This window comes from Synechococcus sp. BIOS-E4-1 (assembly GCF_014279995.1).
Classification (GTDB): Bacteria; Cyanobacteriota; Cyanobacteriia; order PCC-6307; family Cyanobiaceae; genus Synechococcus_C.
Genome location: NZ_CP047935.1, coordinates 2,822,426 through 2,846,008, shown reverse-complemented (window position 1 = coordinate 2,846,008; position 23,583 = coordinate 2,822,426). Strand labels below are relative to the sequence as shown.

General features: G+C 56.7%; 27 protein-coding genes. 17 read left to right on the top strand and 10 right to left on the bottom strand.

The features are described 5' to 3' along the window. The first annotated feature begins 7 nt into the window (after positions 1–7). Positions 8–3,268, top strand: coding sequence for an efflux RND transporter permease subunit (locus SynBIOSE41_RS15635; RefSeq protein WP_186538815.1), 3,261 nt, complete (start codon positions 8–10; stop codon positions 3,266–3,268). A gap of 151 nt (positions 3,269–3,419) precedes the next feature. On the opposite strand, the gene SynBIOSE41_RS15630 is transcribed toward SynBIOSE41_RS15635, so the two are convergent. The 8 genes from SynBIOSE41_RS15630 to SynBIOSE41_RS15595 form a co-directional block, all read right to left on the bottom strand. Continuing rightward, positions 3,420–4,781 (bottom strand): phosphatidylserine/phosphatidylglycerophosphate/cardiolipin synthase family protein, encoded by a 1,362-nt coding sequence (locus tag SynBIOSE41_RS15630; RefSeq protein WP_186541313.1) that lies wholly within the window; start codon positions 4,779–4,781, stop codon positions 3,420–3,422. 111 nt (positions 4,782–4,892) lie between these two features. Then, a complete protein-coding gene (locus tag SynBIOSE41_RS15625; protein WP_186541432.1) occupies positions 4,893–5,081 on the bottom strand; it encodes a hypothetical protein in 189 nt (62 codons plus the stop codon). Between the two features lie 4 nt (positions 5,082–5,085). Further along, the gene (locus SynBIOSE41_RS15620; RefSeq protein ID WP_186538813.1) at positions 5,086–6,159 is read right to left on the bottom strand and encodes a DUF4912 domain-containing protein; all 1,074 of its coding nucleotides are present in this window, start codon (positions 6,157–6,159) and stop codon (positions 5,086–5,088) included. Positions 6,160–6,353: 194 nt separating this feature from the next. Next, positions 6,354–7,112, bottom strand: a complete 759-nt coding sequence (locus tag SynBIOSE41_RS15615) for a phycobilisome rod-core linker polypeptide (protein WP_186538812.1) — start codon at positions 7,110–7,112, stop codon at positions 6,354–6,356. Positions 7,113–7,205: 93 nt separating this feature from the next. Continuing rightward, the gene (locus tag SynBIOSE41_RS15610) at positions 7,206–7,796 is read right to left on the bottom strand and encodes a phycobiliprotein lyase (RefSeq protein WP_186538810.1); all 591 of its coding nucleotides are present in this window, start codon (positions 7,794–7,796) and stop codon (positions 7,206–7,208) included. Positions 7,797–7,874: 78 nt separating this feature from the next. Continuing rightward, positions 7,875–8,258, bottom strand: coding sequence for a hypothetical protein (locus SynBIOSE41_RS15605; RefSeq protein WP_255475831.1), 384 nt, complete (start codon positions 8,256–8,258; stop codon positions 7,875–7,877). Further along, positions 8,255–8,929 carry an iron-sulfur cluster biosynthesis transcriptional regulator SufR gene (gene sufR / locus SynBIOSE41_RS15600; RefSeq protein WP_186538808.1) on the bottom strand — a complete coding sequence of 225 codons (675 nt, stop codon included), beginning with the start codon at positions 8,927–8,929 and terminating at the stop codon, positions 8,255–8,257. Before sufR ends, SynBIOSE41_RS15605 begins: the two co-directional genes overlap by 4 nt. 39 nt (positions 8,930–8,968) lie before the next feature. Then, on the bottom strand, positions 8,969–9,118 hold the full coding sequence (locus SynBIOSE41_RS15595) for a hypothetical protein (RefSeq protein ID WP_186538807.1): 150 nt from the start codon (positions 9,116–9,118) through the stop codon (positions 8,969–8,971). 283 nt (positions 9,119–9,401) lie between these two features. Between SynBIOSE41_RS15595 and SynBIOSE41_RS15590 the strand changes: the two genes are divergently transcribed. The 8 genes from SynBIOSE41_RS15590 (at position 9,402) to SynBIOSE41_RS15555 (ending at position 16,740) form a co-directional block, all read left to right on the top strand. Beyond that, on the top strand, positions 9,402–9,770 hold the full coding sequence (locus SynBIOSE41_RS15590; RefSeq protein WP_066912468.1) for a ferredoxin-thioredoxin reductase catalytic domain-containing protein: 369 nt from the start codon (positions 9,402–9,404) through the stop codon (positions 9,768–9,770). Next, a complete protein-coding gene (gene sufB, locus SynBIOSE41_RS15585; RefSeq protein ID WP_066912470.1) occupies positions 9,767–11,206 on the top strand; it encodes a Fe-S cluster assembly protein SufB in 1,440 nt (479 codons plus the stop codon). The genes SynBIOSE41_RS15590 and sufB overlap by 4 nt, the downstream gene beginning before the upstream one ends. 53 nt (positions 11,207–11,259) lie before the next feature. Continuing rightward, on the top strand, positions 11,260–12,048 hold the full coding sequence (sufC, locus tag SynBIOSE41_RS15580; RefSeq protein ID WP_066912472.1) for a Fe-S cluster assembly ATPase SufC: 789 nt from the start codon (positions 11,260–11,262) through the stop codon (positions 12,046–12,048). A 2-nt stretch (positions 12,049–12,050) separates the two neighbouring features. Beyond that, positions 12,051–13,247, top strand: coding sequence for a SufD family Fe-S cluster assembly protein (locus SynBIOSE41_RS15575; protein ID WP_186538806.1), 1,197 nt, complete (start codon positions 12,051–12,053; stop codon positions 13,245–13,247). Further along, a complete protein-coding gene (locus tag SynBIOSE41_RS15570; RefSeq protein WP_186538805.1) occupies positions 13,244–14,512 on the top strand; it encodes a SufS family cysteine desulfurase in 1,269 nt (422 codons plus the stop codon). Before SynBIOSE41_RS15575 ends, SynBIOSE41_RS15570 begins: the two co-directional genes overlap by 4 nt. 22 nt (positions 14,513–14,534) lie before the next feature. Continuing rightward, positions 14,535–14,876, top strand: a complete 342-nt coding sequence (locus SynBIOSE41_RS18435) for a hypothetical protein (RefSeq protein WP_186538804.1) — start codon at positions 14,535–14,537, stop codon at positions 14,874–14,876. An 84-nt stretch (positions 14,877–14,960) separates the two neighbouring features. Further along, on the top strand, positions 14,961–16,073 hold the full coding sequence (gene mtnA, locus SynBIOSE41_RS15560; RefSeq protein WP_186541309.1) for an S-methyl-5-thioribose-1-phosphate isomerase: 1,113 nt from the start codon (positions 14,961–14,963) through the stop codon (positions 16,071–16,073). Further along, positions 16,060–16,740: a class II aldolase/adducin family protein gene (locus SynBIOSE41_RS15555; RefSeq protein WP_255475830.1), complete on the top strand. Its 681-nt coding sequence runs from the start codon at positions 16,060–16,062 to the stop codon at positions 16,738–16,740. The genes mtnA and SynBIOSE41_RS15555 overlap by 14 nt, the downstream gene beginning before the upstream one ends. On the opposite strand, the gene SynBIOSE41_RS15550 is transcribed toward SynBIOSE41_RS15555, so the two are convergent. Continuing rightward, positions 16,725–18,638 (bottom strand): prolyl oligopeptidase family serine peptidase, encoded by a 1,914-nt coding sequence (locus SynBIOSE41_RS15550; RefSeq protein WP_186538803.1) that lies wholly within the window; start codon positions 18,636–18,638, stop codon positions 16,725–16,727. The genes SynBIOSE41_RS15555 and SynBIOSE41_RS15550 overlap by 16 nt on opposite strands. A gap of 66 nt (positions 18,639–18,704) precedes the next feature. Here SynBIOSE41_RS15550 and def point away from each other — a divergent pair, with 66 nt between their 5' ends. The 5 genes from def (at position 18,705) to SynBIOSE41_RS15525 (ending at position 20,699) form a co-directional block, all read left to right on the top strand. Continuing rightward, complete coding sequence (def, locus tag SynBIOSE41_RS15545) at positions 18,705–19,310, top strand: peptide deformylase (protein ID WP_186538802.1); 606 nt, start codon at positions 18,705–18,707, stop codon at positions 19,308–19,310. A 4-nt stretch (positions 19,311–19,314) separates the two neighbouring features. Then, complete coding sequence (locus tag SynBIOSE41_RS15540) at positions 19,315–19,512, top strand: hypothetical protein (RefSeq protein ID WP_066910887.1); 198 nt, start codon at positions 19,315–19,317, stop codon at positions 19,510–19,512. Between the two features lie 57 nt (positions 19,513–19,569). Beyond that, positions 19,570–20,187, top strand: coding sequence for a DUF3747 domain-containing protein (locus SynBIOSE41_RS15535; RefSeq protein WP_186538800.1), 618 nt, complete (start codon positions 19,570–19,572; stop codon positions 20,185–20,187). Between the two features lie 44 nt (positions 20,188–20,231). Further along, entirely contained in the window at positions 20,232–20,402 is a 171-nt protein-coding gene (gene rpsU / locus SynBIOSE41_RS15530; RefSeq protein WP_006043142.1) for a 30S ribosomal protein S21, read from the top strand. 153 nt (positions 20,403–20,555) lie between these two features. After that, entirely contained in the window at positions 20,556–20,699 is a 144-nt protein-coding gene (locus SynBIOSE41_RS15525; RefSeq protein WP_186538798.1) for a hypothetical protein, read from the top strand. A gap of 31 nt (positions 20,700–20,730) precedes the next feature. On the opposite strand, the gene SynBIOSE41_RS15520 is transcribed toward SynBIOSE41_RS15525, so the two are convergent. Then, positions 20,731–22,182, bottom strand: a complete 1,452-nt coding sequence (locus SynBIOSE41_RS15520) for a YifB family Mg chelatase-like AAA ATPase (protein ID WP_370594142.1) — start codon at positions 22,180–22,182, stop codon at positions 20,731–20,733. Between the two features lie 48 nt (positions 22,183–22,230). Here SynBIOSE41_RS15520 and SynBIOSE41_RS15515 point away from each other — a divergent pair, with 48 nt between their 5' ends. Genes SynBIOSE41_RS15515 through SynBIOSE41_RS15505 form a run of 3 tightly spaced genes read left to right on the top strand, consistent with a single transcriptional unit; the run spans position 22,231 to position 23,263 of the window. Then, a complete protein-coding gene (locus SynBIOSE41_RS15515; RefSeq protein ID WP_186538796.1) occupies positions 22,231–22,407 on the top strand; it encodes an Arc family DNA-binding protein in 177 nt (58 codons plus the stop codon). Positions 22,408–22,463: 56 nt separating this feature from the next. Then, positions 22,464–22,685 (top strand): hypothetical protein, encoded by a 222-nt coding sequence (locus tag SynBIOSE41_RS15510; protein WP_186538794.1) that lies wholly within the window; start codon positions 22,464–22,466, stop codon positions 22,683–22,685. Beyond that, positions 22,682–23,263, top strand: a complete 582-nt coding sequence (locus tag SynBIOSE41_RS15505; protein WP_186538792.1) for a DUF6011 domain-containing protein — start codon at positions 22,682–22,684, stop codon at positions 23,261–23,263. Before SynBIOSE41_RS15510 ends, SynBIOSE41_RS15505 begins: the two co-directional genes overlap by 4 nt. Positions 23,264–23,583 lie beyond the last annotated feature (320 nt).

The following is a 23,583-nucleotide window of genomic DNA, read 5'->3' as shown; positions in this document are numbered from 1 at the left end:
TTTATAAATGTCTCTATCTGATCGCTTCATTTCAAGACCAGTTCTTACCAGTGTCTGCAGTCTGGTGATCTTTATCCTTGGGTTGATTTCTCTTGGCAGGTTGCCAATTGATTTTCTGCCCAATATTGCACAACCTCAAATTGTAGTAACTGCAATCTATCCAGGTGGTAATGCATCATTTGTTGAACTTTCCATTACACAGCAACTTGAAGATATTTTATCAGATACACCGGGAGTTGATTACATCACTTCAACATCCAAGGCTGGTTCAACGTCTATCACCCTGTATTTAGAGCCTGACACTTCAGCCGACACAGCATCATTGGATGTTCAGAATCGTGTCCAACAGGCTAAGTCCACTCTACCGCAAGTAACTCAAGATGAAGGGATTACTATTTCGCAGACAACAGATACATCAATTGGCGCTTACTTAATCACATCAACGAAAGGTCAATATGATGCGGCTTACCTTAATTCGATAGCTAAGGATCAATTGCAGAAACAACTTCAATTGATTGATGGAGTTGGGAAGCTAACATTATATCCACCAAAGCCTGTATTTCAGATTTCAATTGATCCGAACTTAGTTCGCGCTTATGGACTAAGCATTGATGAAGTGGATAATCAGATCTTCTCTCAAAATTTCCCTGCTTCTGGTGGATTTGTTGGAGCTAGTCGTGTTGGAGATCCCTCCACATATAGCTATTCAGTCATGATTGAGGATAGTGGCTTCATTCAATCAATAGGAGAATTTGAAGATATTGTTCTTAAACGATTGAACAGTGGAGCAGTTCTTCGGGTGAAGGACATTGGTCAGGTTCAATATATTGCCAGCCCGGAAAGCGCCATCCTATCAAGTAGTGGTTATCCCGGGGTGTTTATCGACATTAGTCTTCAGTCCGGAAGTAATGCTGTTGAGGTTGGCGAGCAGATCGATCAGCTTATTCAAAAATTCAAATCTACGGCTCCCCCCGGAATCAAAGTCGTTCAATTCAATGATCGAAAAACATTTATTTTAGACTCGATTTCGAATGTATTTGATGCCTTGGGGCTGGCAATCATCTTAGTTGTTTTAATCCTGTTGTTGTTTTTGCAAAATTGGCGTACCATCCTCATCCCCGGATTGGCAATACCGATATCGATCGTTGGAACATTTGCCTTTTTACAACTTTTTGACTACACGTTGAATTTTCTGACCATGACCGCCCTTGTTTTGGCGACGGGTTTGGTTGTCGATGATGCGATACTTGTTGTTCAGTCAGTGACAGCGAATATCCAAAAAGGAATGAATTCAACAGAAGCAGCTTTTGCATCTATGAATGAATTGTTTGGGGCGATTATATCCACTTCATTAGTGCTGATTTCTTTGTTTCTCCCTGTAACATTGGTCAGCGGTCCCATCGGCAATATTTATATTCAATTTGCAGTTACGATCATCTGCTCCATTGCTATATCAACATTTAATGCTCTGACATTTTCTCCGATGATGTCTGCACTATTGCTTCGTCCAGGGCGAATGGAGTCGATGCCATCGTGGACTACAGCAATCTTTGGTGCTGGCGTTGGACTTTTGATGGGTTACTTCACGAAGGCGAGTTTTGGGAACCTCGCTCTACCAATCAGTGCAGCCCTTTTTGCTGTCATTGGTCTCAAGTTAGAGACTGTTTTTAATGGTTTTGACCAGATTTATTCCAAACTCGAGTCTGCTTATGAGAAATTATTGGGCTGGTTTTTGAAAAAAAGAAAATTAGTATGCGTTTCTCTTGTACCACTTGCTTTTGCTACACTTTATTTATTTAATATCATCCCTGCTGGCTTCATCCCTCAAGAAGATATGAATCTTTTGACGGGTGCATATCTACTTAATCCTGGGGCATCGATTACAGCCTATGAACCTGTTAGCAGTCAGACGAGAAACTTCCTTAATAGAGAAAAAGAAAAAAAGTCATCGGGTATTAAGGATTTCGTGATCATCGATACTAACCAAGGCTATTCTCCATTCTTTATTCAATTGTTGCCTTTGGGTCAGCGACGACAGGCAAACCAAAAAATCGAAAAAATATCTTCTAATCTCTCAGCAGCGCTTGCAGCACTGCCTACACGATATCCACCTCAAATATTTCAATTACCAATGATCCCTGGTTTTGGTCAGGATGCTTCCTTGACGGTTGCATTGACTGACGAAAGCAGCGGTCGTTATTCGATTGATGAGTTTTATGCGTTGACGCAACAGTTTTTAGCTAAAGCTTCACAGGAGCCTTCAATTCAAAGTATTCAAACCCAATTTTCTCCGGATAATCCTTCTTATCAAATTAACATCGATCGGTCTTTGCTTGGTTCTCTTAACCTTAGCTATAAAGATGTTGTCAATACAATCGGTACTTATGCTGGCAGTAAACGGATTGTGCAAACCTCCCTGGATGGAGGTCCGAAGGATGTTGTTGTTATCAGTCAGTCCCAGGAAAGAAGTACGATCGATCAATTGATGAATTATGGTATTAAGAATTCCAAGGGAGATTATGTTGCTGTAAAAGAAATTGCTAGCTATGAATTAGTGACCACCCCTATGGCGATTGATCATTTTAATTTCAATCGCTCAATTGAGTACAAGGCCGTTCCAAATTCAGGGTATTCCACTGGAGATGTTATAAAGGCTGTCAAAAATGTTGTCGCTTCTCTAGGATTCAAGGATATTGGTTACCAATTTACTGGAGTGTCCAGGGTTCAGGAAAAATCTGGTGGCCAAATAGTTTTCCTGTTTGTGATGGCAGCATTGACTGTTTTCCTGGTGCTGTCCGCTCAATATGAAAGTTATATTATCTCAACTGTGATCATGATCACGGTTCCGATTGCCATACTAGGCAGTCTTGTATTTCTCCAAGCACGTTCGATGAATGTCAATATTTTTGTTCAGATAGGCCTCTTGATGCTGATTGGTCTTGCTGCTAAAAATTCTATTCTGATTGTCGAAGCCGCAGAGCAACGCGTCTCGGCTGGTGCAGAGATTGTCTTCGCTGCTGTAGAGGCAGGAAAAGCAAGGCTTCAGCCCATCTTGATGACTTCAGTCGCCTCTCTCGCTGGCTTTTTCCCCCTTGTTATTGCACAAAATGCCGGAGCCAGTGCTCAGCAAGCCATCGGCACAGTCGTTTTTGGCGGCCTTTTGATGGGCATGACGTTGTCACTGTTGGTTGTTCCACCAGTCTATGTGTTGATTAAAAACCTGGAAACCAGGCTTTTTTCGCGAAATGGCAATGCCAGTGTTTCTTGACTGCTGAACTTCTGCACTCTTCATTGATTGTACTGAATCATTCTTTTGCTCTATTGCCTTTGTTGACTCACTACTAAAGACTTAGTGATGGGGCCTTTAGGCACTCAATTTTGAATCGTTGCTGGGATGGTGCCAATCACGCTTCGCTCAATCAATACCTCTGCAGCCCTCGGCCGCACTTGGCACGTTGTCGTTCTAGCTTGCGCTGGATGTGCGGTGTGATTCCCAGCTCTGCTCCTCGCCACATCCGATCCATCTCGCGGGTGAAATGCTCAGCAATTTTGGGTGAGTGAATCACCAGCAGAGTTTCATCATTGGTGTGGGCAGCGGCGGGTGACCAGTTGAAGGATCCGGTGATCACGGTTTTGTTGTCGAACACCGCGAACTTGTGGTGGAGCTTATCGCCGCGGGCGAGGCGCGGTGAGCCGACGGTTTGTAATGGTGTTTTGAGGGGTTGATTGCCCGCTTCAAGTTTGCAAAAGCGGTCTGGGAGTTCCAGTCCGAGCAGATCCAGCACTTCAGAAAAGGAACGGCTTGCGAAGCCCGGGTCTGCCAGCAGACGGATGTCGATACCAGCAGCCATTCGCTTCGCCAGAACATTTGTGAGTGTTTGGGCTGAAAACACAAACAGCGCCATGTCGATACTTTGCTTTGCTGCTGCCAGCTGCTCAGTGATCAGCTCCAGTCCATGCCCCGGGAATTGTTTTGAATGAGGGGCGAACAGCACGTCGATTTGTATGCCATTGACTTGAACGGCTTGGATTCCTGGGCTGGTTTTTCCGCGTCCGAATCGACTGTTGTGTTCGCCTCCAGGACCATCGCCCCACATCCTTTCAAATTCTTCTCGGAACAATCCGGCCAATTCGGGGCTCCTGATGCTGAGCAGATGATTCACATTGCCCCGGCTTCGCGCTGCTCCTGCATCACCATGCATCCCTGAGCTGGTGAAGTTGGCACTGCCTGTGATCACCAGAGACTGATCCACCACAAGGAACTTGTGATGCATTAGGCCACTGCCTCGGCTCCCGTCTTCTGTGTCATCGATGATTGCGACCCCTGCTCGTTTCAGCAGCGCAATGGCATCGCCAGCCAACCGTTCTTCAGCGGTAAGCCTGCCGTCGCGATTGCTGTCCGCCAGCAGTTGCAGTTGCTGATGGCGCCGCCGGCCGTGAGCTGACAGATCGCTGGGATGCTGTTCCGACCAAGGCCTGCTGTAGTTGTTTTCCAGCACCACCTGAACACGGACTCCCCGCTTCTTGGCGCGAATCAGTGCTTTGGCGATCTGCGGAAGGGTGAGTTCCTGAATGGCCATCAGCACCTCTTCGTTCGCCGTATGGATCTGTCGGATCAGCTGCTCTTCAAGGTTGTCGCCGTTGCGCCACTGGCCTGTCAGGGGACTTTGGTAGCGGCCGGAGTCCCGATGATTGAAGTGCAGTTGGAAGTTCTGCGGTAAGGGCAGCTCAGCATCGGCTGCACCCACGATTTGCCCTGCCTGGCTGCAGCTCAGCAGCATTGGCGTCAGTAGAGGCAGGACGGCAAGTTTTTGAATCTTTTCTCGCAGCCTGTCCAGCACCCACTGCTTTTCGGTTGCTGCAAGTGTTCCACCGCCTTGCCGGGCAATCGGTCAGTGAGGCATTTCAGAGGTTTTCAGCATTCCCACAAACCAGAGACTGCTGAGAACGAGTGCCAGGCCAACACCCGCGCCGATCCCGACTTTTGCCATCGTGAGAGGCACAAGCACCGGGAATGCCACTGCCCCTGCAACAGGCGTGATGGCCACAATCCAGCGCAGGGCTTTTCGGTTGACTCCCACAGGATCAGAACCACTCAGCTTTGGCTTCGCTGGCAGGGTTGCTGTTGTCTTCTGGGGTAACGCGCTCGAAGTTGAGAGTGATGTTGCGTTTCTGCTCACCATCCGCCGCGGTCGCTTCAACGGCATACATCTGCTCACCGTCACGGAAGGGAACCTGAATGCGGAAGGTTCCATCGCTGGAGAGAGGTACTTCTTCGCCGCCGATGGTGAGACGTGCGGAAGGATCAGTGGCTCCGTAAACAATCAACTCTGCATCAGCCACCAGCCAGAAGGTGCGTTGGCGAGGGGCCACTCCTCCGAGACCGGACTCGTTGAGGCCGCTGGCCCACAAGCCAACACCGGAATCGCTGAGACCACGCTGATCTCCTGAAAATGAGTCCTGTTCATGCAGAACCTCAGATCCGACTCTGCGGCTGCGGAAGTGGGTAGTAGCGCTCTGGTACAGGCGCTCATGCAAGCCGCTGTCGCTGGGCTCGAAGCTGGGTGTGCTGACCGGAGCTGGTGAAGGAGTAGCGGTTTCGAGGCTGAAGGGCACGAACTGATCGAGAATCTGGTCGCTGGGGTGCAGGGCAGGAACCCTGGCGACAGACGAGAACGCCAGGGAGATCCACTGGCTGCCGGAGCGGCAGCCAAGTTCAACGCGATAGTCGCGATCGCAGAGAGGCACTGGCAGGTACCACTCGGTGCTGTGACTGTCGACAGGAACTTCTTGGAGAGTGTGCGGATGGGCTGAGCCGTCCTGGAGACCCGTCACATCAGCCAAACGAAGATTCAGATGCGCAGCGCCTTCGCCTTGAGCGCGGCGACGATCGTTGTCTGAGATTTCCCAGAACACATAGGCCCACTGGGGGTCTCTTGGCAGGAACACCACACGGGTCTCGGACTGTGGGCGCGACGGTGGATTGAGTTCCGCTTCGATGGCCTTGAGATCGCCGCCACGACGCTCCTGCTTTTCGGCAATCGCGGAAACCAGGTCTTCCTTGCTCTTGCGGCTGTAGAGAGTAACGCCGAGATCACTGGCCATCTGACGCAGCTGACGCAGGGTCATGCGGGCGAGGGATGTGATGGCTTGCGTCACGGTCGGGCTACCGGGTTTCTTTGGGATCAGTTTGCTGGAAAGGACCGGTTTTCAGGGAGCTTGATCGCCCGTGGTCAGCATCTTCTGACTGCATGAGCTGCCCAGACCGTATCCATTTCAGTTCTGATGCAGCACACAAAAAAGCGGAGCCCCACTGGGGACTCCGCTCAAACATCTCGGACTTGGGAAGCGATTCAGCGGCCGATGCTGCGGTAAGGAACTTTCGAGAGATAGTCCATGTCGAGATTGCCCTCGGGAGAGGCTGAGCCTGCGGCAGCGATACCTCTGACCCACGGCAGATAATCTTCGCTGAAACCACCTCGGGAACGGCTGGCACGTGCCGGCAGGCTCTTGGCTTTGCCGGTGTAGATGATCTTGGGGAAACCGAGAATCCCCCGGTAGTACTCGTCGTAACGGGGGGTGGTGATGTTGAAAGGGGTCTCACCGAGCTCCCTGCCTGGAAGCACGCGATTGCGTTGAAAAGGAACACAGTCGTAGCCGAAGGCTTCGAGATATTCCTCGCTGTCAAGCAGGGCATCCACGATGCCTTCGACACCCTTGGTCGCGATCACGATCGACCAGGAGATTTCTTCAGAACGTCCGTGGGTCTTGCGTCCCAGAATTTTCTGGACGAGGTGACGAACCACCTTGTAGTTCGAATTGAAGCCGTAGAACGTCCTTTTAAAAGTGTCTGAGAGACACAACCCTCGGATGAAGTCACGGACAGTGATCTGGCCATCACGCAGTTGTGACTCGAGGAAGGTGTCGCGGTCACTCTTGAACGCGTGAAAGAAGATCTGGCGGTAAGCCGATTCGATCACCGTGTTGATGTTGTCAGCGTCCATTGAGATATCCATCTGAAGGGAACGCTGGGTCTCTTCAGAAGCAACGCTGAGAGCTGCGACGCGATTGTTCTGTGTCGTCGGTGCGTACTGAAGAAGAGGAATCGCCACTCGAGTCGGAACACACTGGCTGGATCGTATAAGTGGGAGTCAACACACTTCCAAACTGGCTCCGGCCTACTCACAGTCCGTAACAGAGGACACTCACCAGCCGAAGGGTGATACAAGCGCTGTCATCCCTTGGGAGCCAGTGGATGAGCTGTCGTTTTTGAGTCTGGTCTCCACGCAGAAGGACGCGTTGTTGGACAGTCCTTCAACGGTGCTGGAACGAATGCGCACATCCGGGCCGGCAAAACTGAAGCGTTCCCAGACGGTCATCATTTCGTAGCTCGTGCAGAGGATCAGACCATCCCTGTCGTCCATGGCGAATGTCGAGGTTGCAGGCGCTTTTTCTGCGTAGCCCTGATCCCGGAGCATCGTGCCGGAGCGGGCGGTCTCACTTTCTCCGATCAAAGCGAAGCAGGTTTCACCGTCATGGGCATCGCCATCGCGGTCCCAGGCCATCGAGGCGCTCCAGCGCACGTAGCTGCCGCCAATGATCAGGCCAGGATCCTTGTCGTGCTGCCTGGCCATGGCCAGCAACCGTTCATCGTTGAGTTCGAGGTCCTCCACCACGATCAGCGATCCCCCCGCTTCGCTGCGGCGATGTAGGAGGTGATGCACGCTCCGCTGCGACCGCCAGCTTCCGCAGCTCAGTCGGAAGAATGTCGGCGCGTCGGGGATGTCCAGGGTCATCGGCTATGGACGGTCTGTTTTGGATGATCGCAGCAGAGCGATCGGTTCGCGATCTTCAACCTGTGTGCAGCGATCTGTTCATTCCGTGTTCGACAAACGATCACGGCTGTTGGCTTCGGCGTATTGGATCAAATCGTTGAGCTTCAGCTCGAGTGGGCTCAGCTTTAGCTGCCTGGCGAGCTCCTCAAGCTGGCTTGCAATCACGGTGAACTGCATCATCAGCTGTTCCCGGAATTCCGCGTCATTGGCCAGCTGAGGCTGGTGATCACACCAGTCCTGCCAGTGATCCCGAGTTGGTAAAGGTCCTTGCTGAAGCGGCATGGCGATTTGCTGAAATGTCGCCAGGCAGTGGGCTTGCAGCCGCAGAAGGTGGCGGTCGACGGCGGGCAGAAGCGTGGCGTCGATGCGTTCGATCTGCTGCCTGTCCAACGGGCCTGAAGCCGGCGATGGATCCACGCTCACGGGCTGAATCCTGGTTTGGATTCGTTGGACGTTGTACTGGTCGGACTGATCTGAAAACCGCAGGAATGTCCTGATTCCAGCCGCCAGTGCACCCTTTCCACCTGACAGTCAGGGAATGTCATTCGGATCAGCTGAAGTTCCTGGTCGCAGACAGCTGGGAATTCCTCCGCGATCCTCTGCACAGAGCAATGAAATTCATTGATGTACCAGCCGAGACCATTCTCAGCCGGAACCATTTCGCTGACGTATCCCTCGTGGCTGCGTAGACGCACCAACCTGCGGATGCGTTGTTCGAGCGGTCCATCGCCGAGCTGGTGCCTGTAGTGGTGTGCTTTCTCATGGGCCTGTCGGTCAAGCAGCGTTGCCAGGGTCTCCGGTGGCAGGCTTTTGGCCATCGACTCGAGCAGATTCAGCGCAAAGGTGTCACTGCCATCAGGGAAGTGTTGATGACCTTGCTGAGTGAGTCTCCATTGGTTGGAGGGCCGGCCAGGCCCAGCTGTGATCGGACTCGCTTCCACCAGTCCTTCGTCTTCCAATGTGCGCAGATGACGGCGCATCGCCTGAACTGAGATTCCCAGTTCGCTCGCTAGATCAGCAGCACTGATCTCACCCTGCCGCAGGAGCAGGGTGAGCGTCGCTTCACGAGTGGGAGCCTGAGCTGACGCGCCCATGAGATCAGGTTGATGATTTCACCATGCCACGGGAATGCATCAACTGCCTTGAGCAATGCCCAGTGAGATGTCGAGGACGAACTCGGAACCAGACCTCGTCAGTGCATTGTCCAGCTGAGATGGTTCCTTCTCGTCATTCAGCAGTGAATCCGGTTGGCGAGCTCCTGTGGGGGGCACCACGGCGTGCATGAATTGATGCCAACTCAGGCTCTGGCTGGAAAGTTGCGTGTATCAACTGCCCTTGCAACCAGCCCTGACTGACGAGGTGATTTCAGTTCAATCCGGACGGTCCTGGCGCCTGTCGGGCCAGTGTTGTCGGATGGCGCCGCAACGGCAGGCTTTCCCCGCTAGAACCGACGTCCGTCACAATGGTCACATGGTCGGGTGATGGATCCGTGCTTTAGACTCCAAATACGAAACCATTTTGTTTCGTATCTCCCTGGCTTCGACACTCTTGCCAACGTTCGCCGCCATGACTGATGCCCTTGCAGGCAATCGAGAGCCGACCTCGGAGAGCCTGGAAGCCATCCGCAAATTTGCCGAGATCTACGCAAAGCGCACCGATACCTACTTCTGCAGTGATCGGGGTGTCACAGCTGTTGTTCTCAAGGGGCTCGCCCGTCACAAAGATGAGCTGGGCGGTGCACTCTGCCCGTGCCGTCACTACGAGGACAAGAAAGCTGAGGCCTCCCAAGCCTTCTGGAACTGCCCATGTGTGCCCATGCGCGAGCGCAAAGAATGCCATTGCATGCTGTTCCTGACTGAAGACAGCCCTTTCCGTGGGGAGCACCAGAGCATCACCACGGAAACCATTCACGCTTTGGCAGGTCGGGCCATATGACATCTGCCTCCACGCAGGATCTCGTCAGCCAGCCGTACAAATACGGCTTCGTCACGGACATTGAGACCGAAAAGATTTCCAAGGGCCTCAGTGAGGAGATCGTTCGACTGATTTCCAGCAAAAAAGAAGAGCCTGAGTTCCTTCTCAAATTTCGACTCAAGGCTTACAGGCACTGGCTCACTCTCGAGGAGCCCGACTGGGCTGAACTGGGCTATGACCCGATCGACTATCAGGACATCGTTTATTACGCAGCTCCTAAGCAGCAGGTCAAAAAAAGCTCGCTCGATGAAGTGGATCCCAAACTTCTCGAAACTTTTGACAAGCTGGGAATTCCATTAAGTGAACAGAAACGCCTGAGCAACGTTGCTGTTGATGCTGTATTCGACAGCGTTTCGATCGCCACCACCTACAAGGAAAAACTCGCCGAGCACGGTGTCGTGTTCTGCTCCTTCAGTGAGGCTGTCAAAGAACATCCTGAACTGATTGAGCGCTACCTCGGTTCTGTCATTCCCAGCAATGACAATTACTTCGCTGCTCTTAACTCGGCGGTTTTCAGTGACGGTTCCTTTGTGTTCATTCCCAAGGGAGTCGAGTGCCCGATGGAACTCTCCACCTATTTCCGGATTAACTCCGGGGACACAGGGCAGTTTGAACGCACCCTGATCGTGGCGGAAGAAGGCGCTTCCGTCAGTTACCTCGAGGGCTGCACTGCCCCAATGTTCGACACCAACCAGCTGCATGCCGCCGTGGTTGAACTGGTGACGCTTGATGACGCCTCCATCAAGTACTCCACTGTTCAGAACTGGTATGCCGGTGATGAGAATGGCGTTGGCGGCATTTACAACTTCGTCACCAAGCGTGGACATTGTCGCGGCGCCCGCAGTCGCATCAGCTGGACCCAGGTGGAGACCGGCTCAGCGCTCACCTGGAAATACCCCAGTTGTCTGCTGCAGGGAGCTGATTCTGTCGGTGAGTTTTATTCCGTGGCTCTCACCAACAACAAACAGCAGGCCGACACAGGCACAAAGATGGTTCACATCGGTGCCCGAACTCGCTCCACGATCGTGAGCAAGGGGATCAGTGCAGGGAATTCCAGCAACAGTTACCGCGGACTGGTGCAGATCGGACCATCGGCCAAAGGAGCTCGCAATTACAGCCAGTGCGATTCCATGCTGATCGGTGATCAGGCCGCCGCCAATACCTATCCCTATATCCGCTCCCAGCAGCCGGAATCAGCGATCGAGCATGAGGCCAGCACCTGCCGGATTTCAGAAGACCAGCTCTTCTATCTGCAGAGTCGCGGTATCGGTTTCGAGGAAGCGGTTTCGATGATGGTGAGTGGTTTTTGCCGTGATGTGTTCAACCAGTTGCCGATGGAGTTCGCCGCAGAGGCAGACAAGCTTCTTGCTCTCAAGCTTGAGGGGTCCGTTGGCTGAACCCACCTCCCAGGCTCAATGTCTGACCATCACTTAACCCTTCCTTCTCGACTGTGATACGCCCCGACGCAGAGCTTCTCCTCGACATCAATGATCTGCATGCATCCGTTGAGGATCAGCCCATCCTCAAAGGTGTGAATCTCCAGATCAGAGCCGGTGAAATTCACGCGATCATGGGCCGCAACGGCAGCGGCAAAAGCACACTCTCCAAGGTCCTGGCCGGCCATCCCGCCTATCAGGTCACCGGCGGCAGTGTCCGTTACCGCGGTGAAGACCTGTTTGAACTTGAGGCAGAAGAGCGGGCACGCCTTGGTGTGTTTCTCAGCTTCCAGTATCCGGTTGAGATCCCCGGCGTCAGCAATCTGGAATTTCTGCGCGTGTCCACCAATGCGCGGCGCGAGAAACGGGGCCAGGAAGAACTCGACACCTTTGACTTTGAAGACCACGTGCGCGAGAAGCTCAAGGTGGTGCAGATGGATCCGGCCTTCCTGGAGCGCAGCGTCAATCAGGGCTTCTCCGGTGGCGAGAAGAAGCGCAATGAAATCCTGCAGATGGCATTGCTGGAACCGGTGGTGGCGATCCTTGATGAAACCGATTCCGGCCTCGATATCGACGCCCTGCGCATTGTGGCCGGCGGTGTGAATCAGCTCTCCGGTCCGCAGAACGCCACGATCCTGATCACCCATTACCAGCGATTGCTCGATGAAATCACTCCCGATTACGTGCATGTGATGGCCGCCGGCCGCATCCTGCGCACCGGCGGTCGTGATCTGGCTGTTGAGCTGGAGAAAACCGGCTACGACTGGGTTGATAAGCAGCTCGCCGCAGAGGGAGTGGCCTGATCATGCTGAGCAGTGTGCTGGCACCGGTGCAGCAGCGAGGACGTGAAGCCCTCCAGCGTCTGGGATTGCCCACCCGTAAACAGGAAGCCTGGCGGCTCACCGACCTCAAACGCCTTGAGGCCGTGGCCACGCTTCCTGAGGTCAGCGAGATCCTGGACCTCAGGATGCCTGCTGCCGTTGATGGGGTGACGCGGCTCGTGTTGGGAGGCCAGACGGATCCACTGAACGGGGTCACTCTTCCGGAAGGGGTGACCTCACTCACCGATGCCGAGCTCACTCATCACCTTGGCCGTAGCCTGGACCAATGCGGCTGTGCGGAAGCCTGGCCTGTTCAGTTCAATCACGCTCACAGCCGGCACGTCCTCGCTCTGCGGGTTTGTGGCAAGGTCCCTCCTCTGGAACTTGTGCTCGCCACTGGTGTTGGTCTCACCGCCACAAGGGTGTTGTTGCTGCTGGAGTCGGATGCCGACGTGGAGCTGTTGCAGGTTTTTCCCGCCGAGTCTTCTTCATCTGATGAACAGCGAGCTCATAGCCACGTGTTGGAGGCGTATCTCGGGCAAGGCGCCAGGTTGCGTCACGGCGTTCTCGCCAGTGGTTCGGCAGACGCATCATTGATGGTGCATCTGGCCATTGAGCAGGAGCCCGGCAGTCACTACGGGCTGACGAGTGTTTGCCGAGGCTGGCGTTTCGGGCGTCTCGAGCCGCGCGTGTTGCAACGGGAGGGGCAGGCCACAACAGGCATTCATGGCCTGTCGATGACAACGGCTGACGAGCAATTCGCGACCCACAGCAGCATGCGTTTTGGCGGGCCAGAGGGTGAGCTTGATCAGCTGCAGAAAGCTGTTGCTGCTGATCGTTCTCACAACATTTTCAATGGTGCGATTCAGGTGCCCAGGCCGGCGCAGCGCACGGATGCAGCTCAGCTCAGCCGCAGCCTGTTGCTTTCGCGCCGCGCGCGCGTGGACGCCAAGCCTGAACTGGAAATCATTGCCGACGATGTGAAGTGCGCACACGGCGCCACTGTCAGCCAACTGCAGCAGGAGGAACTTTTTTACCTTCGTAGTCGCGGAGTTGACGGCGACGATGCAGTTGCATTGCTACTGAGGGGTTTCTGCTGCGAAGTGGTGAATCGTCTACCAGCAGCGGCCAAGGCCTGGATGGCCTCCGGAGCGATCGCTGACCCCTCTCGACCCCTATGACCACCCTCTCTCGTGATACCGGCGTCTCTCTAGCGGAACGGACCCGTTCAGATTTCCCGATCCTGGATCAGCGATCGTCGCAGGGCGGTCCTCTGCTCTATCTCGACCATGCCGCCACCAGCCAGAAACCTCAGGTGGTGCTTGACGCCTTGCAGGCTTATTACGCCTGTGACAATGCCAACGTTCATCGAGGCGCACATCAGCTCAGCGCCAGGGCGACCGAGGCCTTTGAGGCGGCCCGCTCCATCACCGCCTCTTACGTGGGTGCGGCTGGTCCGCAGGAGATCGTGTTCACCCGCAACGCCACCGAGGGCATCAATCTGGTGGCCCGCAGCTGGGGCAACGCCAATCTGCGTGAAGGTGATGAGATCCTGCTCACGTTGATGGAGCACCACAGCAACTTGGTGCCCTGGCAACTGCTGTCGCAGAGAACAGGTTGTGTGCTGCGTCATGTGGGAATCACCGAAAAAGGTGAGCTCGATCTGGATGACTTCCATTCCAAGCTGAGTGATCGCACAAAGCTGGTCAGCCTTGTGCACATCAGCAACACGCTGGGTTGCCGCAATCCTCTTGATCTGGTCATCCCAGCTGCTCATGCTGCCGGTGCCCTGGTGTTGGTGGATGCCTGTCAGAGCCTTGCTCATCACCCCATGTCGGTCAAGACTCTGGATGCTGATTTTCTTGTGGGTTCATCGCACAAGCTCTGCGGTCCCACAGGCATGGGATTCCTGTGGGCCAGGGAAGCCCTGCTGGACTCGATGCCGCCCTTCCTCGGCGGTGGAGAAATGATTCAGGACGTCTATCTGGATCACAGCACCTGGGCCAACCTTCCGTACAAGTTCGAGGCCGGAACGCCCGCCATCGGTGAGGCCGTTGGGATGGGTGCGGCACTCACCTATCTCGAACAGATCGGCCTTGAGAACATTGCCGCCTGGGAGGCGGAACTCACGCTGCATCTGTTCAAGCGCCTGCAGGCGATTGACGGTCTGCGCATTCTCGGACCCACACCTCAGCAACAGCCTGGTCGTGGTGCCCTCGCCACCTTCCTCGTGGATGGGGTCCATGCCAACGACATCGCGGCCATGATCGATCTTGCCGGGATCTGCATTCGTAGTGGACATCACTGTTGCCAACCACTGCACCGCCACTATCAAGTCACCGGTTCCGCCCGCGCCAGCCTCAGCTTCATCACAACGCTGGCGGAGATTGATCGTTTCGCCGATGAGCTTCAGAGTGTGATCGCTTTTTTCCGGGAGAACAGTTAGCCCTTTCATCGCCACCTGATCTTTGCTCTCTGCCGACAGCCAGCGGCCTGTCGCTGAGACAGCCATCTCGCCGGGGAGGGGCAATCGCTCTCGGGAGTCATCAGTGCCTGCGCGTTTGACGGCCGAGGTGCAGGCCGAGCAGCAGGGAGGCCAGGGTGAGCAACAGGGCCACAGCGTTGAATCGGGGCAGTCCTCCGCCGAGGAGTGGTTCGAACAGCAGCTGCTTGAAGGAGAACGCCTCCAGGCACGACTCACGACTGCTTCCGAAGGGATCCGCCATGCGCAACAGCAGCAGTCCTGTTGCTGTGACACCGGTGCCCTGGCCGAAGTCGGCGATTCCTCGTTATTGCTGCTTGCCAATTGATCGAACGATGCCATCTCGGTCACGGCTTTGCTCGCGATGTCGATCGGACAGGCAGATTGGCCCAGGTCTATCCAAGCAATCGGGATGAACATTGATGGCCAGGCCTGGCGCACCATCGGACTGGAGCCGGACGGTCTCTCGGTCTGGGTAATTGATCAGACCCAGTTGCCCCATCGCTTTGAGACCCGCACCCTCAGCAGCTGTGGGCAGGCGGCTGCAGCCATCCGCACCATGGTGGTCCGCGGCGCTCCGCTGATCGGGGTGACCGGCGCCTATGGCCTGATGTTGGCTTTGCAGAATGACTCCAGTGATGCAGCTCTGGCAGCGGCGTTTGAGGAGCTCAATGCCACGCGCCCCACTGCGGTGAATCTGCGCTGGGCCCTGGAGCGTGTGCGTGATCGAGTGCAGCCGCTGCCTCCGGCGGAACGGGCAGCTGCCGCTCGTGAGGAGGCCGGTTTGATCGCTGATGAAGATGTGGCCATGTGCTCCGCCATCGGCGACCACGGGCTGGAGATCTTCAAGAAGCTGGCGGCAGCCAGGCCAGAAGCCCGTCAGAGCAGGCCCTTTCAGGTGTTGACTCACTGCAATGCCGGCTGGCTGGCCACGGTTGACTGGGGGACCGCATTGGCGCCGATCTACAAGGCCCGACGCGCTGGTATTGATCTGCATGTGTGGGTGGATGAGACCCGACCCCGTAACCAGGGTGCATCGCTCACGGCCTACGAGCTCGGCAGAGAAGGCGTTCCCCACACCGTGATCGTGGACAACGCTGGAGGTCACCTGATGCAGAACGGTGAGGTGGATGCGGTGATTGTGGGAACGGATCGCACCACACGCCGTGGAGATGTCTGCAACAAGATCGGTACTTATCTGAAGGCCCTGGCGGCCCATGACAATGCTGTGCCGTTCTATGTGGCACTCCCCGCATCAACCATCGACTGGAGCCTGGATGACGGGGTGGCGGAGATCCCGATTGAAGCTCGCTCTCCCCAGGAGGTCACGGCGATTCAGGGCCGCCTGCTCGATGGACCAGCTGCAGGGATGCTTGCTCAGGTGCAGCTCACACCCAAGGGCAGTGATGGCTTCAACCCTGCCTTTGATGTGACCCCAGCCCGACTGGTCACTGCGCTGATCACTGATCGAGGTGTTGCTGATGCCAGTGAGGAGGGGCTGAAGAGTCTGTATGGCTGTGGCTGATCGCTTGGTTGATCAGGAGCTGAGCCATCAGCTGGTGACCGTGGCACGCCGCATGAATGGCACAGGCCTCAATCAGGGCACGTCGGGCAACCTTTCGGTACGGATTGAGGAAGGACTTCTGGTGACTCCCAGTTCACTTCCCTATGAACAGATGGAGGTTGATGATCTGGTGGCTCTGGATCTGAGTGGACACCCCCTGAAGGAGAAGCAGCGGCGACCGTCGTCGGAATGGCGCCTGCACGCGGATGTGCTCAGCTGCCGCCCCGAAGCGATGGCTGTGCTGCATTGTCACCCCGTTCATGCCACAGCACTGGCCTGCCATGACCGCGGCATCCCAGCCTTTCACTACATGGTTGCGGTGGCCGGCGGTGATGAGATTCAGTGTGCTCCCTACGCCACCTTCGGGACCAAGGAACTTTCCGACAACGTGGTGAATGCCTTAGCCCAACGCAGTGCCTGTCTGCTGGCCAGGCACGGAATGGTCACGCTGGGGAACGATCTGGAGTCCGCATTGCGGGTGGCGGTTGAGGTGGAGACCCTGGCGCGCATGTATCTGCAGGCTCTGCAGCTGGGGGAGCCTCCTGTTCTCTCCGATGAGCAGATGCAAGCGGTGCATGCCCAGTTCAGAGGTCTTCATTACGGACAGGTGGATCAGAGTTCGAGGTGACGACGGAAGAAAGCTTCCGTTGCTTCCAGCACCTGCACCTTCACATTGCTGTCACGGAAGCCATGACCTTCCTCCGCAAAGGTCTGTACCTCGACAGGAATGCCGTTCTTGCTCAGTGCAGCGGCCATGCGTTCCGTTTGCTCCGGCACCACCACCTTGTCCTGCAGACCCTGGAAAAAGATCACCGGGCAGCGAATGGATTGCGCATGCTGGAGCGGTGATCGCTGCTCATAGCGTGCTCGCTCCTCAGGCCAGGCCCCCACAAGCGAGTCGAGATAGCGGGCCTCAAAGCGGTGCGTCTCCGAAGCCAGAGATGTGAGGTCGCTGACGGCGTAGCGGCATGCTCCTGCCATGAACACGTCGGTGTAGCAGAGGCAGGCCAGGGTGGTGAATCCACCGGCGCTGCCCCCTTCGATGGCGATCTTGTGCGGATGGGCCAAGCCGGTCTCCACAAGAGCCATTGCAGCCGCGGCGCAGTCTTGGACGTCCACGACCCCCCAGCCGCTGTTCAGCCTGTCCCGATAGGCCCGCCCGAATCCGGTGGACCCTCCGTAATTGACATCCACCACCCCCCACCCTCGGGTGGTCCAGAACTGGATGCCAAGGCTGAGTCCGCGGCCAGCCATGGCGGTTGGTCCGCTGTGGCTTTTCACGAGCAAGGGTGTATCGCTGCTGCTTCCACCCAGGGGCGGGTAGTACCAGGCGTGAGTGCGCAGTTCGCCGGCGCCTTCAAACCACAACGGTTCGGCGCTGCTGATGGCTTCGATTGGTAGGGCAGCCTCGCCGGCTGGAGTGTGCTGCCAATCACCGGTGCTCAATTCCAGCTCCAGCAGGCCCTGGCCGCTATGGGAGTTGCTGGCGATCACCACGGCCCGTCCTGCATCGGCATGGAGATCGGCCAGATCATCGAAGGGCTGATCGATGCTGCGGATTGTGCCGTCGCCTCTCAGCTGCTTCAGCTCCCAGCGACCTTCGGAGCAAACCGCTGCCAGCAGCTGCTCGCCATCCCAGGCACTGGTGCTCATGCCAAACACCCACTGGGGCATGGCGGTTTCCGCCTGCATGGGCCATGGACGCTCCCAGTTGTGCTTTCCGCTGGCGGGATCGCCGAGACGCATGAGGTTCCACCAACCACTGCTGTCTTCGGCAACGACCAGGTTGCCGTCGGGTTGCCACAGGGGCTGAAACACGGAGATGGCCTGCTTGGCATCCGGTCGGCTCCCGGCCAGCGTTTGCACCTGCAGCAGCTCCCCCTCCGAAGTGAGAGAAGCGCAACGCAGCTCGCTGGCATCCCAGGGCATGGCGGGCTGTCGCCATTCCACCCAGGCCAGCTGCGTCCCTTCGGCGCTGAGTGCTGGATAGCCGACGAAATCATCAGCTGCGTGAAGGACCAGTGGTTGTTGTTCGCCCTGATTCAGCGCAACGCTCACCAGATGGTCACGGCCGTTGCACTCCATCACTCCCAGCCAGCGCTGTCGGTCCTGATCAATCAGGCCTCCTCCCAGGGCCCACGCGCCTGGCGTGCTGATGCGGATCGGCGGCGTCTCCGCTGTGAGGGCTGCACAATCCTCATCACGCAATCCACACCAGGTCTGCTGCCAGAGGCAGCGGTCACTGTCATCGATCCAGGTCATCAGCAGCTTGTCTGCCATCAGGGCCACGGCCATGGCCCCACCGCCGTATTCGTGAATGCGGCAGCGCAGGTTGGCGGGGGCTGCCGTTAGTTCCTTCGCTGGTTGATCGCTCTGAAGCCAGGGGCGGATCATGGCGGTGGTTCGTCCTTTCTCCTGAGGTCGCTGCTCCAGCCAGAGCACCCAGTTGCCCAGAACCCGCGGTGTTTTCAGCACCGGTTGGCGTCCGAGGGCGGTCCTCGCGGACAGGGGCTGGGAGCTGCTCATCGCTGCAATCCGATGCAATTGGAAGGACTGCCTAAGATCAGCACAGATTTGATTCAGGTTGAGACCTTGGCCAGGAGCTTCGCCCAGTTGGCACGATCCGCCGAGAAGACCGGTTCTTCAGTGGCTGTGCCGAAGAAGCCTCTGGATTCCCCTCCGCTTCACATCCACAAACTCGGTGACGACGTTCTCAGGGTTCAAGGCCGCCGTGTCGGCAAGGTTGATGAGTTGGTGAGGGATCTGGCCAGGGACATGCTGCGCAGCATGTACACGGCCCGTGGCATCGGTCTGGCAGCTCCCCAGGTGGGGGTGGACAAGCAGTTGCTGGTGATTGATCTCGATCCGGAAACACCGAGCACGCCTCCCCTTGTGTTGATCAATCCTGAGATCGTTACTGCCAGCGCAGGGTTGGACACCTACGAAGAAGGCTGTCTGAGCATTCCAGGGGTTTACCTGGATGTGGTGAGGCCTACAGCCGTGCAGGTGAGTTTCCGGGATGAGATGGGTCGACCGCGCACGATGAAGGCCGATGGTCTGATGGCTCGCTGTATTCAGCACGAGATGGATCATCTCAATGGTGTGCTGTTCGTCGATCGGGTCACGGACAAAGGCGGACTGCTCAAAGAGCTCAAAGATCACGGTTTCCAGTCCACCGACGTGCGCCCCATCCCCTGATCCCATGCCGATGAAACCCCTCGCAGGGCTGTTCCTTGCCCTTGCCTGTGTGCTCGGGATCGCGGCGACAGGAAGTGTGTTCGAGCTTGCTTACGGAGATCCAGATCTCGGCGTCACACTCACCCGCTGGATCCTCGGGTTGACGCTTCCCGCCACCGTCGGGTCACTTCTGGTTGCGATTCGGCTCAACAAACCGGCCTGATCAGGGCAGCCGAAGCGCCTCGGCACTTTTACGATCCAGACACATTCTTCTGCTTCGATGGCCCGTTTCCGGATCGCCGCTGCCGCTCTCTCGGTTTTCGGTGCCACTGTCGCCACAGGACTGATGTCCTCGGTGCGCGCCCAGGGCTCCTTGTTCACCACCACTGAGGTGGATGAGACCAAGTTTGTTCTGGTTGCGGCTCCGATCGGCTCTGGCGAACGATCCCAGCTGAATATCTATGAGCAACGCACGAGTGCTCGTCCCTGCTATGCGGTCAGCGGCAGTGCTCCAGCTGTGGTTGATCCCTTGTTGGCAACCTTTGATTTCACGGGCATCTGTAATCGCTACATCGACGGCAATGGTTATTCGCTCCGGATCGGTGGCGACGACCTGGGTACGCGCTATCGCCTGTCGGTGATCAAGTCAGCGAACGATGTTCAGTTGATGGCGGTTCCAACGCGTAATCCATCGGAGCCCACCCTGCTGGTGGCTCGTGCAGGGGGCTTTGGCAACAATTTTGTCCAGCTGAAGCTCGAGCCCGGCTGGCGGCTGATGCGGCGTCAATATGGAAAGCGCACCCTCGGGCATCTCTATGTGTACCGCGATGGTGTGCAGTCCGATTCAGGGAGCGCGTCTGAGACGGCTGTCCCAAACGAAACTGAACAGACCCCCTGAGGTCAGTTGCTAGGTTAGTGCGCTGGAAATCTCTTGCTTGTTGAATGACTCAGGTCACGGTCGGCGAAAACGAAGGCATCGAATCGGCGTTGCGTCGTTTCAAGCGTCAGGTCTCCAAAGCGGGAATCTTCGCTGACCTCAAGCGTCTGCGTCATCACGAAACACCGATCGAGAAATACAAGCGCAAGGCACAGCAGCGTCGCCGCCGTCGCTGAATCAGCACCAACCGATGAGTTGTTCAATGGCTCATCGGTTGGATGTGGGTGAGGTTTGAGTTCTTGAGCAACAGCTGAAAAACCCGTATTTCGGCCTGTTGGCTTCCTCCGCAGTCCTGTCGAGACTGAAGTCAGAGATGAGGAATCACCACGATGGGTCGCTCGATCAACGCATTCCGCTCCTGGATGGCGGAAACACTCACCCATGCCATGGGAAATCCCAGAGAAGAGAAGATGACCGTTCCTCCGGCCATCGGACCACAGCCCTACAGCGATGATCCAAGGTCAGGTCGATGAAGGGCTGACCCTGATGTTGCATGGGCCCCGGTCAGCTCCATGGCTCGGCAATGTCAAAAGCTCTGAAGCAAAGAGCAGAGGCCAGATTCTCAATGGTCACCTGCTCATTGGCATGGAGGTCGGCCACAGTCCTGGTTACTCGCAGCAGACGGAGTCCGCTGCGCATGCTCAACCGTCGTGCGCGGATCACGTCCTCCCAGTGGCTGATGGTTTCTGCCCTAAACCGTCCGTGACGCTGCAGCCCTTCGGCGCTGAGTTCCCGATTGGTCACACCCTGGGGGTTGCGCTGACGCATCCGCTCCCTGGCGTGGTGGATTGAATCAGCGCTGAACGTCGGATCCTGTTGATGAGAGTTCTCAGCCATGCTTTGGCGCAAACTGTCGGGCTGCGCTGGTTCGAGTTTCAACTGAAGATCCAGCCGGTCGAGCAGCGGTCCTGACAGCCGCCCCCAGTAACGCCGACGTTTCAGCTCACTGCAGATGCAGCGGCGATCTCCTGACCACCCGCATGGACAGGGATTGGCAGCAGCGACCAGGGTCACTCTGCTGGGGAAACGACAGCTCAGCCTCGCTCGACTCAGCCAGATCACGCCCTCCTCGAGGGGTTGGCGCAGCTGGTCGAGCACCGATCTGGGGAATTCGGTCAGTTCATCCAGGAACAGCACTCCACCGTGGGCAAGGCTGAGTTCTCCTGGTCGCGGAATGGCACCTCCTCCAAGCAATGCGGCAGCTGTTGCGCTGTGGTGTGGGCTTCGAAAGGGGCGTTGCTGGATCAGTTGGCCTTTCCCACGGATGAGTCCTGCAATCGAATGCAGGCGTGTGATTTCCAGGGCTTCCTGCCTGTCCAGGGGAGGGAGCAGTGACGGCAACTGATGGGCCAGAACGGTTTTGCCACATCCAGGTGGACCTACCAGCAGCAGGTGGTGACCGCCAGCAGCAGCGATGGCAAGTCCCTGATGGGCGAGATCTTGTCGAGGAAGGCGCAGAAGTTTGTGGGTTGATTCAGGTTCTGGAGCGGTTTGCTGAATGGCGTTTTCTCCTGACTGTCTGCAGCGTTGAGGCGCTTCATTTCGGCCACTGCGAAGACGTTCCACGAGCTCTCGAAGCGTTGTGGCGCTGCGGATCACCAGGCCCTTCACCAGCGAGGCCTCTGCTGCATCATCTGCCGCCACGGCAAGGGCGCGGGCCTGTTGTTCAGCCGCCTGGCAGGCAATGGCCAGGATTCCGCGGCAGGGCCTGATGCTGCCATCCAGTCCCAGCTCCCCGGCACACCAGAGTCCGTTGAGAACAGGTGCATCGAGCTGTCCACTCGCCACAAGCAAGGCCAGTGCGATGGGGAGGTCGAAGGCGGGACCTTCCTTGCGCAGGTCCGCAGGTGCCAGGTTCACCACCACCCGCACGAGAGGGCCGCGAAATCCACTGTTGCGCAGCGCTGCCCTGACTCGCTCTCGCGACTCCTGGATGGCAGTATCCGGCAAGCCCACCAGCTGGAGTGTGGTGAGTTGGCACCTAGTTAACCCGACACCCTCTCAATGAGCAAAGAACTGGTGCAGACGAGCTTCCGACTACCCCCTGAGTTGCTCAGTCAGCTGAAGGCCGCGGCGGAAGCGCAGAACAGAACCCTCAGCGGCGAGATCGTCACCGCCTGCCAGAGGCACCTGGCCGACCCATCCCGAGTGCGGGAAGTCGTCATCTCTTCTGGTCAGTAAAAAGCCCGCCCCCGGAGGGGCAGGCAGGCCAATAAACCTCACCCCCATTTTGACGAATGACCGCCAAGCGACTCGAGGCGCTCTTCGATGAGCAGCCGTTTTCTCTGGAGCTCCGCCTGCTGGGGCTCAGAGGCCTTCCCCCGGACCGCAAGGCTCTGTTTGATGCCGTTTCCAGGCGAGAGGGTTTCAAGCCCCATCGCTGGAACCTCGATGAGCGGCGCAGTTATCAACACCTGTTTGATGCGATCCCCAATGCTCTTCGCGCGGAGGTGCGATGAGCGACCCCACGTTGATCTGTCGGGAGCACCCCTCCGGCAAGGGCCTCTGCCCCGATGGGCCACTGACTCCGAAGCCGGGGCCTAAGGGCTCCGGGACCAGCGCTTGGTTGGTTTGGAGTGCCGATCTGGTGTGGCTCCCGCCGCTACTGCAGCAACTGCCGCGGAACCATGGCCTGCAGATGCCAGCTCCAGGGGACAACCTGCTCAGGGAGTTGCGGCCCGTCTGGCGGCTGACGGACAGCGGCTGGTTCCAGCACGGCCGCCCAGCCAAGCAAAACACCAGCAGGCCAGGTCGGATGAGGTGGTTCCCGGAATCATTCTTCGCCGATCAGCTGGGCCTCTGGTGGCAGAACCCCAATGCAGGTTCAGAGCCTCCCCAGCATCCGCGGTTCTCAGCTGCACAGGCCCTGACCATCGCGCAATGGTTGACCAGGCTCGAGGCGGAGGGCGTTGAGATGCTCGGCGCTTATGGAGCCGCGGAGGGCAGATGTGCAATCTGTCGCCGGCCGCTCACTGATGAAGTGAGCAAAAAGCGTGGCATCGGACCTGAATGCCTCGTTTATCTGGGTGTGAAGTAGCAGGGCAAATCTCCACTCTGCTGGCATAAATCAGGGCCTCTGGCTTGAGGCCCTGTTTGTATGCACTACATCTAAAATTGATTAAATTGTCGTTGACCAGACCTGCAAATTCTTGAAAACAACTTGCACTACTGATCTGCCGATCACGCCTGAATCAAGTGATCGCAAAGATATCGCTTTTCCGCATGTCGCCACACTGACAATGCGGCTTTCAAAAGGCATTCGGGCTGGGATTGTCACACGTGCTCTCACAGAAAAGAGATCTGAGAGTGCAGTGGTGAGGCGCTGGCTGAGGCTTGGCGCTGCGATGGAGGGCGTTG

Excerpts from the sequence above, each read along its gene's own strand:
- SynBIOSE41_RS15635 (WP_186538815.1), top strand. The coding sequence starts at position 8 with ATGTCTCTATCTGATCGCTTCATTTCAAGACCAGTTCTTACCAGTGTC.
- SynBIOSE41_RS15630 (WP_186541313.1), bottom strand. The coding sequence starts at position 4,781 with ATGCTGCTGAGCTGCAGCCAGGCAGGGCAAATCGTGGGTGCAGCCGAT.
- SynBIOSE41_RS15610 (WP_186538810.1), bottom strand. The coding sequence starts at position 7,796 with ATGACCCTGGACATCCCCGACGCGCCGACATTCTTCCGACTGAGCTGC.
- sufR (WP_186538808.1), bottom strand. The coding sequence starts at position 8,929 with ATGGGCGCGTCAGCTCAGGCTCCCACTCGTGAAGCGACGCTCACCCTG.
- SynBIOSE41_RS15595 (WP_186538807.1), bottom strand. The coding sequence starts at position 9,118 with ATGCACGCCGTGGTGCCCCCCACAGGAGCTCGCCAACCGGATTCACTG.
- SynBIOSE41_RS15590 (WP_066912468.1), top strand. The coding sequence starts at position 9,402 with ATGACTGATGCCCTTGCAGGCAATCGAGAGCCGACCTCGGAGAGCCTG.
- sufB (WP_066912470.1), top strand. The coding sequence starts at position 9,767 with ATGACATCTGCCTCCACGCAGGATCTCGTCAGCCAGCCGTACAAATAC.
- SynBIOSE41_RS15575 (WP_186538806.1), top strand. The coding sequence starts at position 12,051 with ATGCTGAGCAGTGTGCTGGCACCGGTGCAGCAGCGAGGACGTGAAGCC.
- SynBIOSE41_RS15570 (WP_186538805.1), top strand. The coding sequence starts at position 13,244 with ATGACCACCCTCTCTCGTGATACCGGCGTCTCTCTAGCGGAACGGACC.
- mtnA (WP_186541309.1), top strand. The coding sequence starts at position 14,961 with ATGAACATTGATGGCCAGGCCTGGCGCACCATCGGACTGGAGCCGGAC.
- SynBIOSE41_RS15555 (WP_255475830.1), top strand. The coding sequence starts at position 16,060 with ATGGCTGTGGCTGATCGCTTGGTTGATCAGGAGCTGAGCCATCAGCTG.
- SynBIOSE41_RS15550 (WP_186538803.1), bottom strand. The coding sequence starts at position 18,638 with ATGAGCAGCTCCCAGCCCCTGTCCGCGAGGACCGCCCTCGGACGCCAA.
- SynBIOSE41_RS15540 (WP_066910887.1), top strand. The coding sequence starts at position 19,315 with ATGCCGATGAAACCCCTCGCAGGGCTGTTCCTTGCCCTTGCCTGTGTG.
- SynBIOSE41_RS15535 (WP_186538800.1), top strand. The coding sequence starts at position 19,570 with ATGGCCCGTTTCCGGATCGCCGCTGCCGCTCTCTCGGTTTTCGGTGCC.
- rpsU (WP_006043142.1), top strand. The coding sequence starts at position 20,232 with ATGACTCAGGTCACGGTCGGCGAAAACGAAGGCATCGAATCGGCGTTG.
- SynBIOSE41_RS15525 (WP_186538798.1), top strand. The coding sequence starts at position 20,556 with ATGGGTCGCTCGATCAACGCATTCCGCTCCTGGATGGCGGAAACACTC.
- SynBIOSE41_RS15515 (WP_186538796.1), top strand. The coding sequence starts at position 22,231 with ATGAGCAAAGAACTGGTGCAGACGAGCTTCCGACTACCCCCTGAGTTG.
- SynBIOSE41_RS15510 (WP_186538794.1), top strand. The coding sequence starts at position 22,464 with ATGACCGCCAAGCGACTCGAGGCGCTCTTCGATGAGCAGCCGTTTTCT.
- SynBIOSE41_RS15505 (WP_186538792.1), top strand. The coding sequence starts at position 22,682 with ATGAGCGACCCCACGTTGATCTGTCGGGAGCACCCCTCCGGCAAGGGC.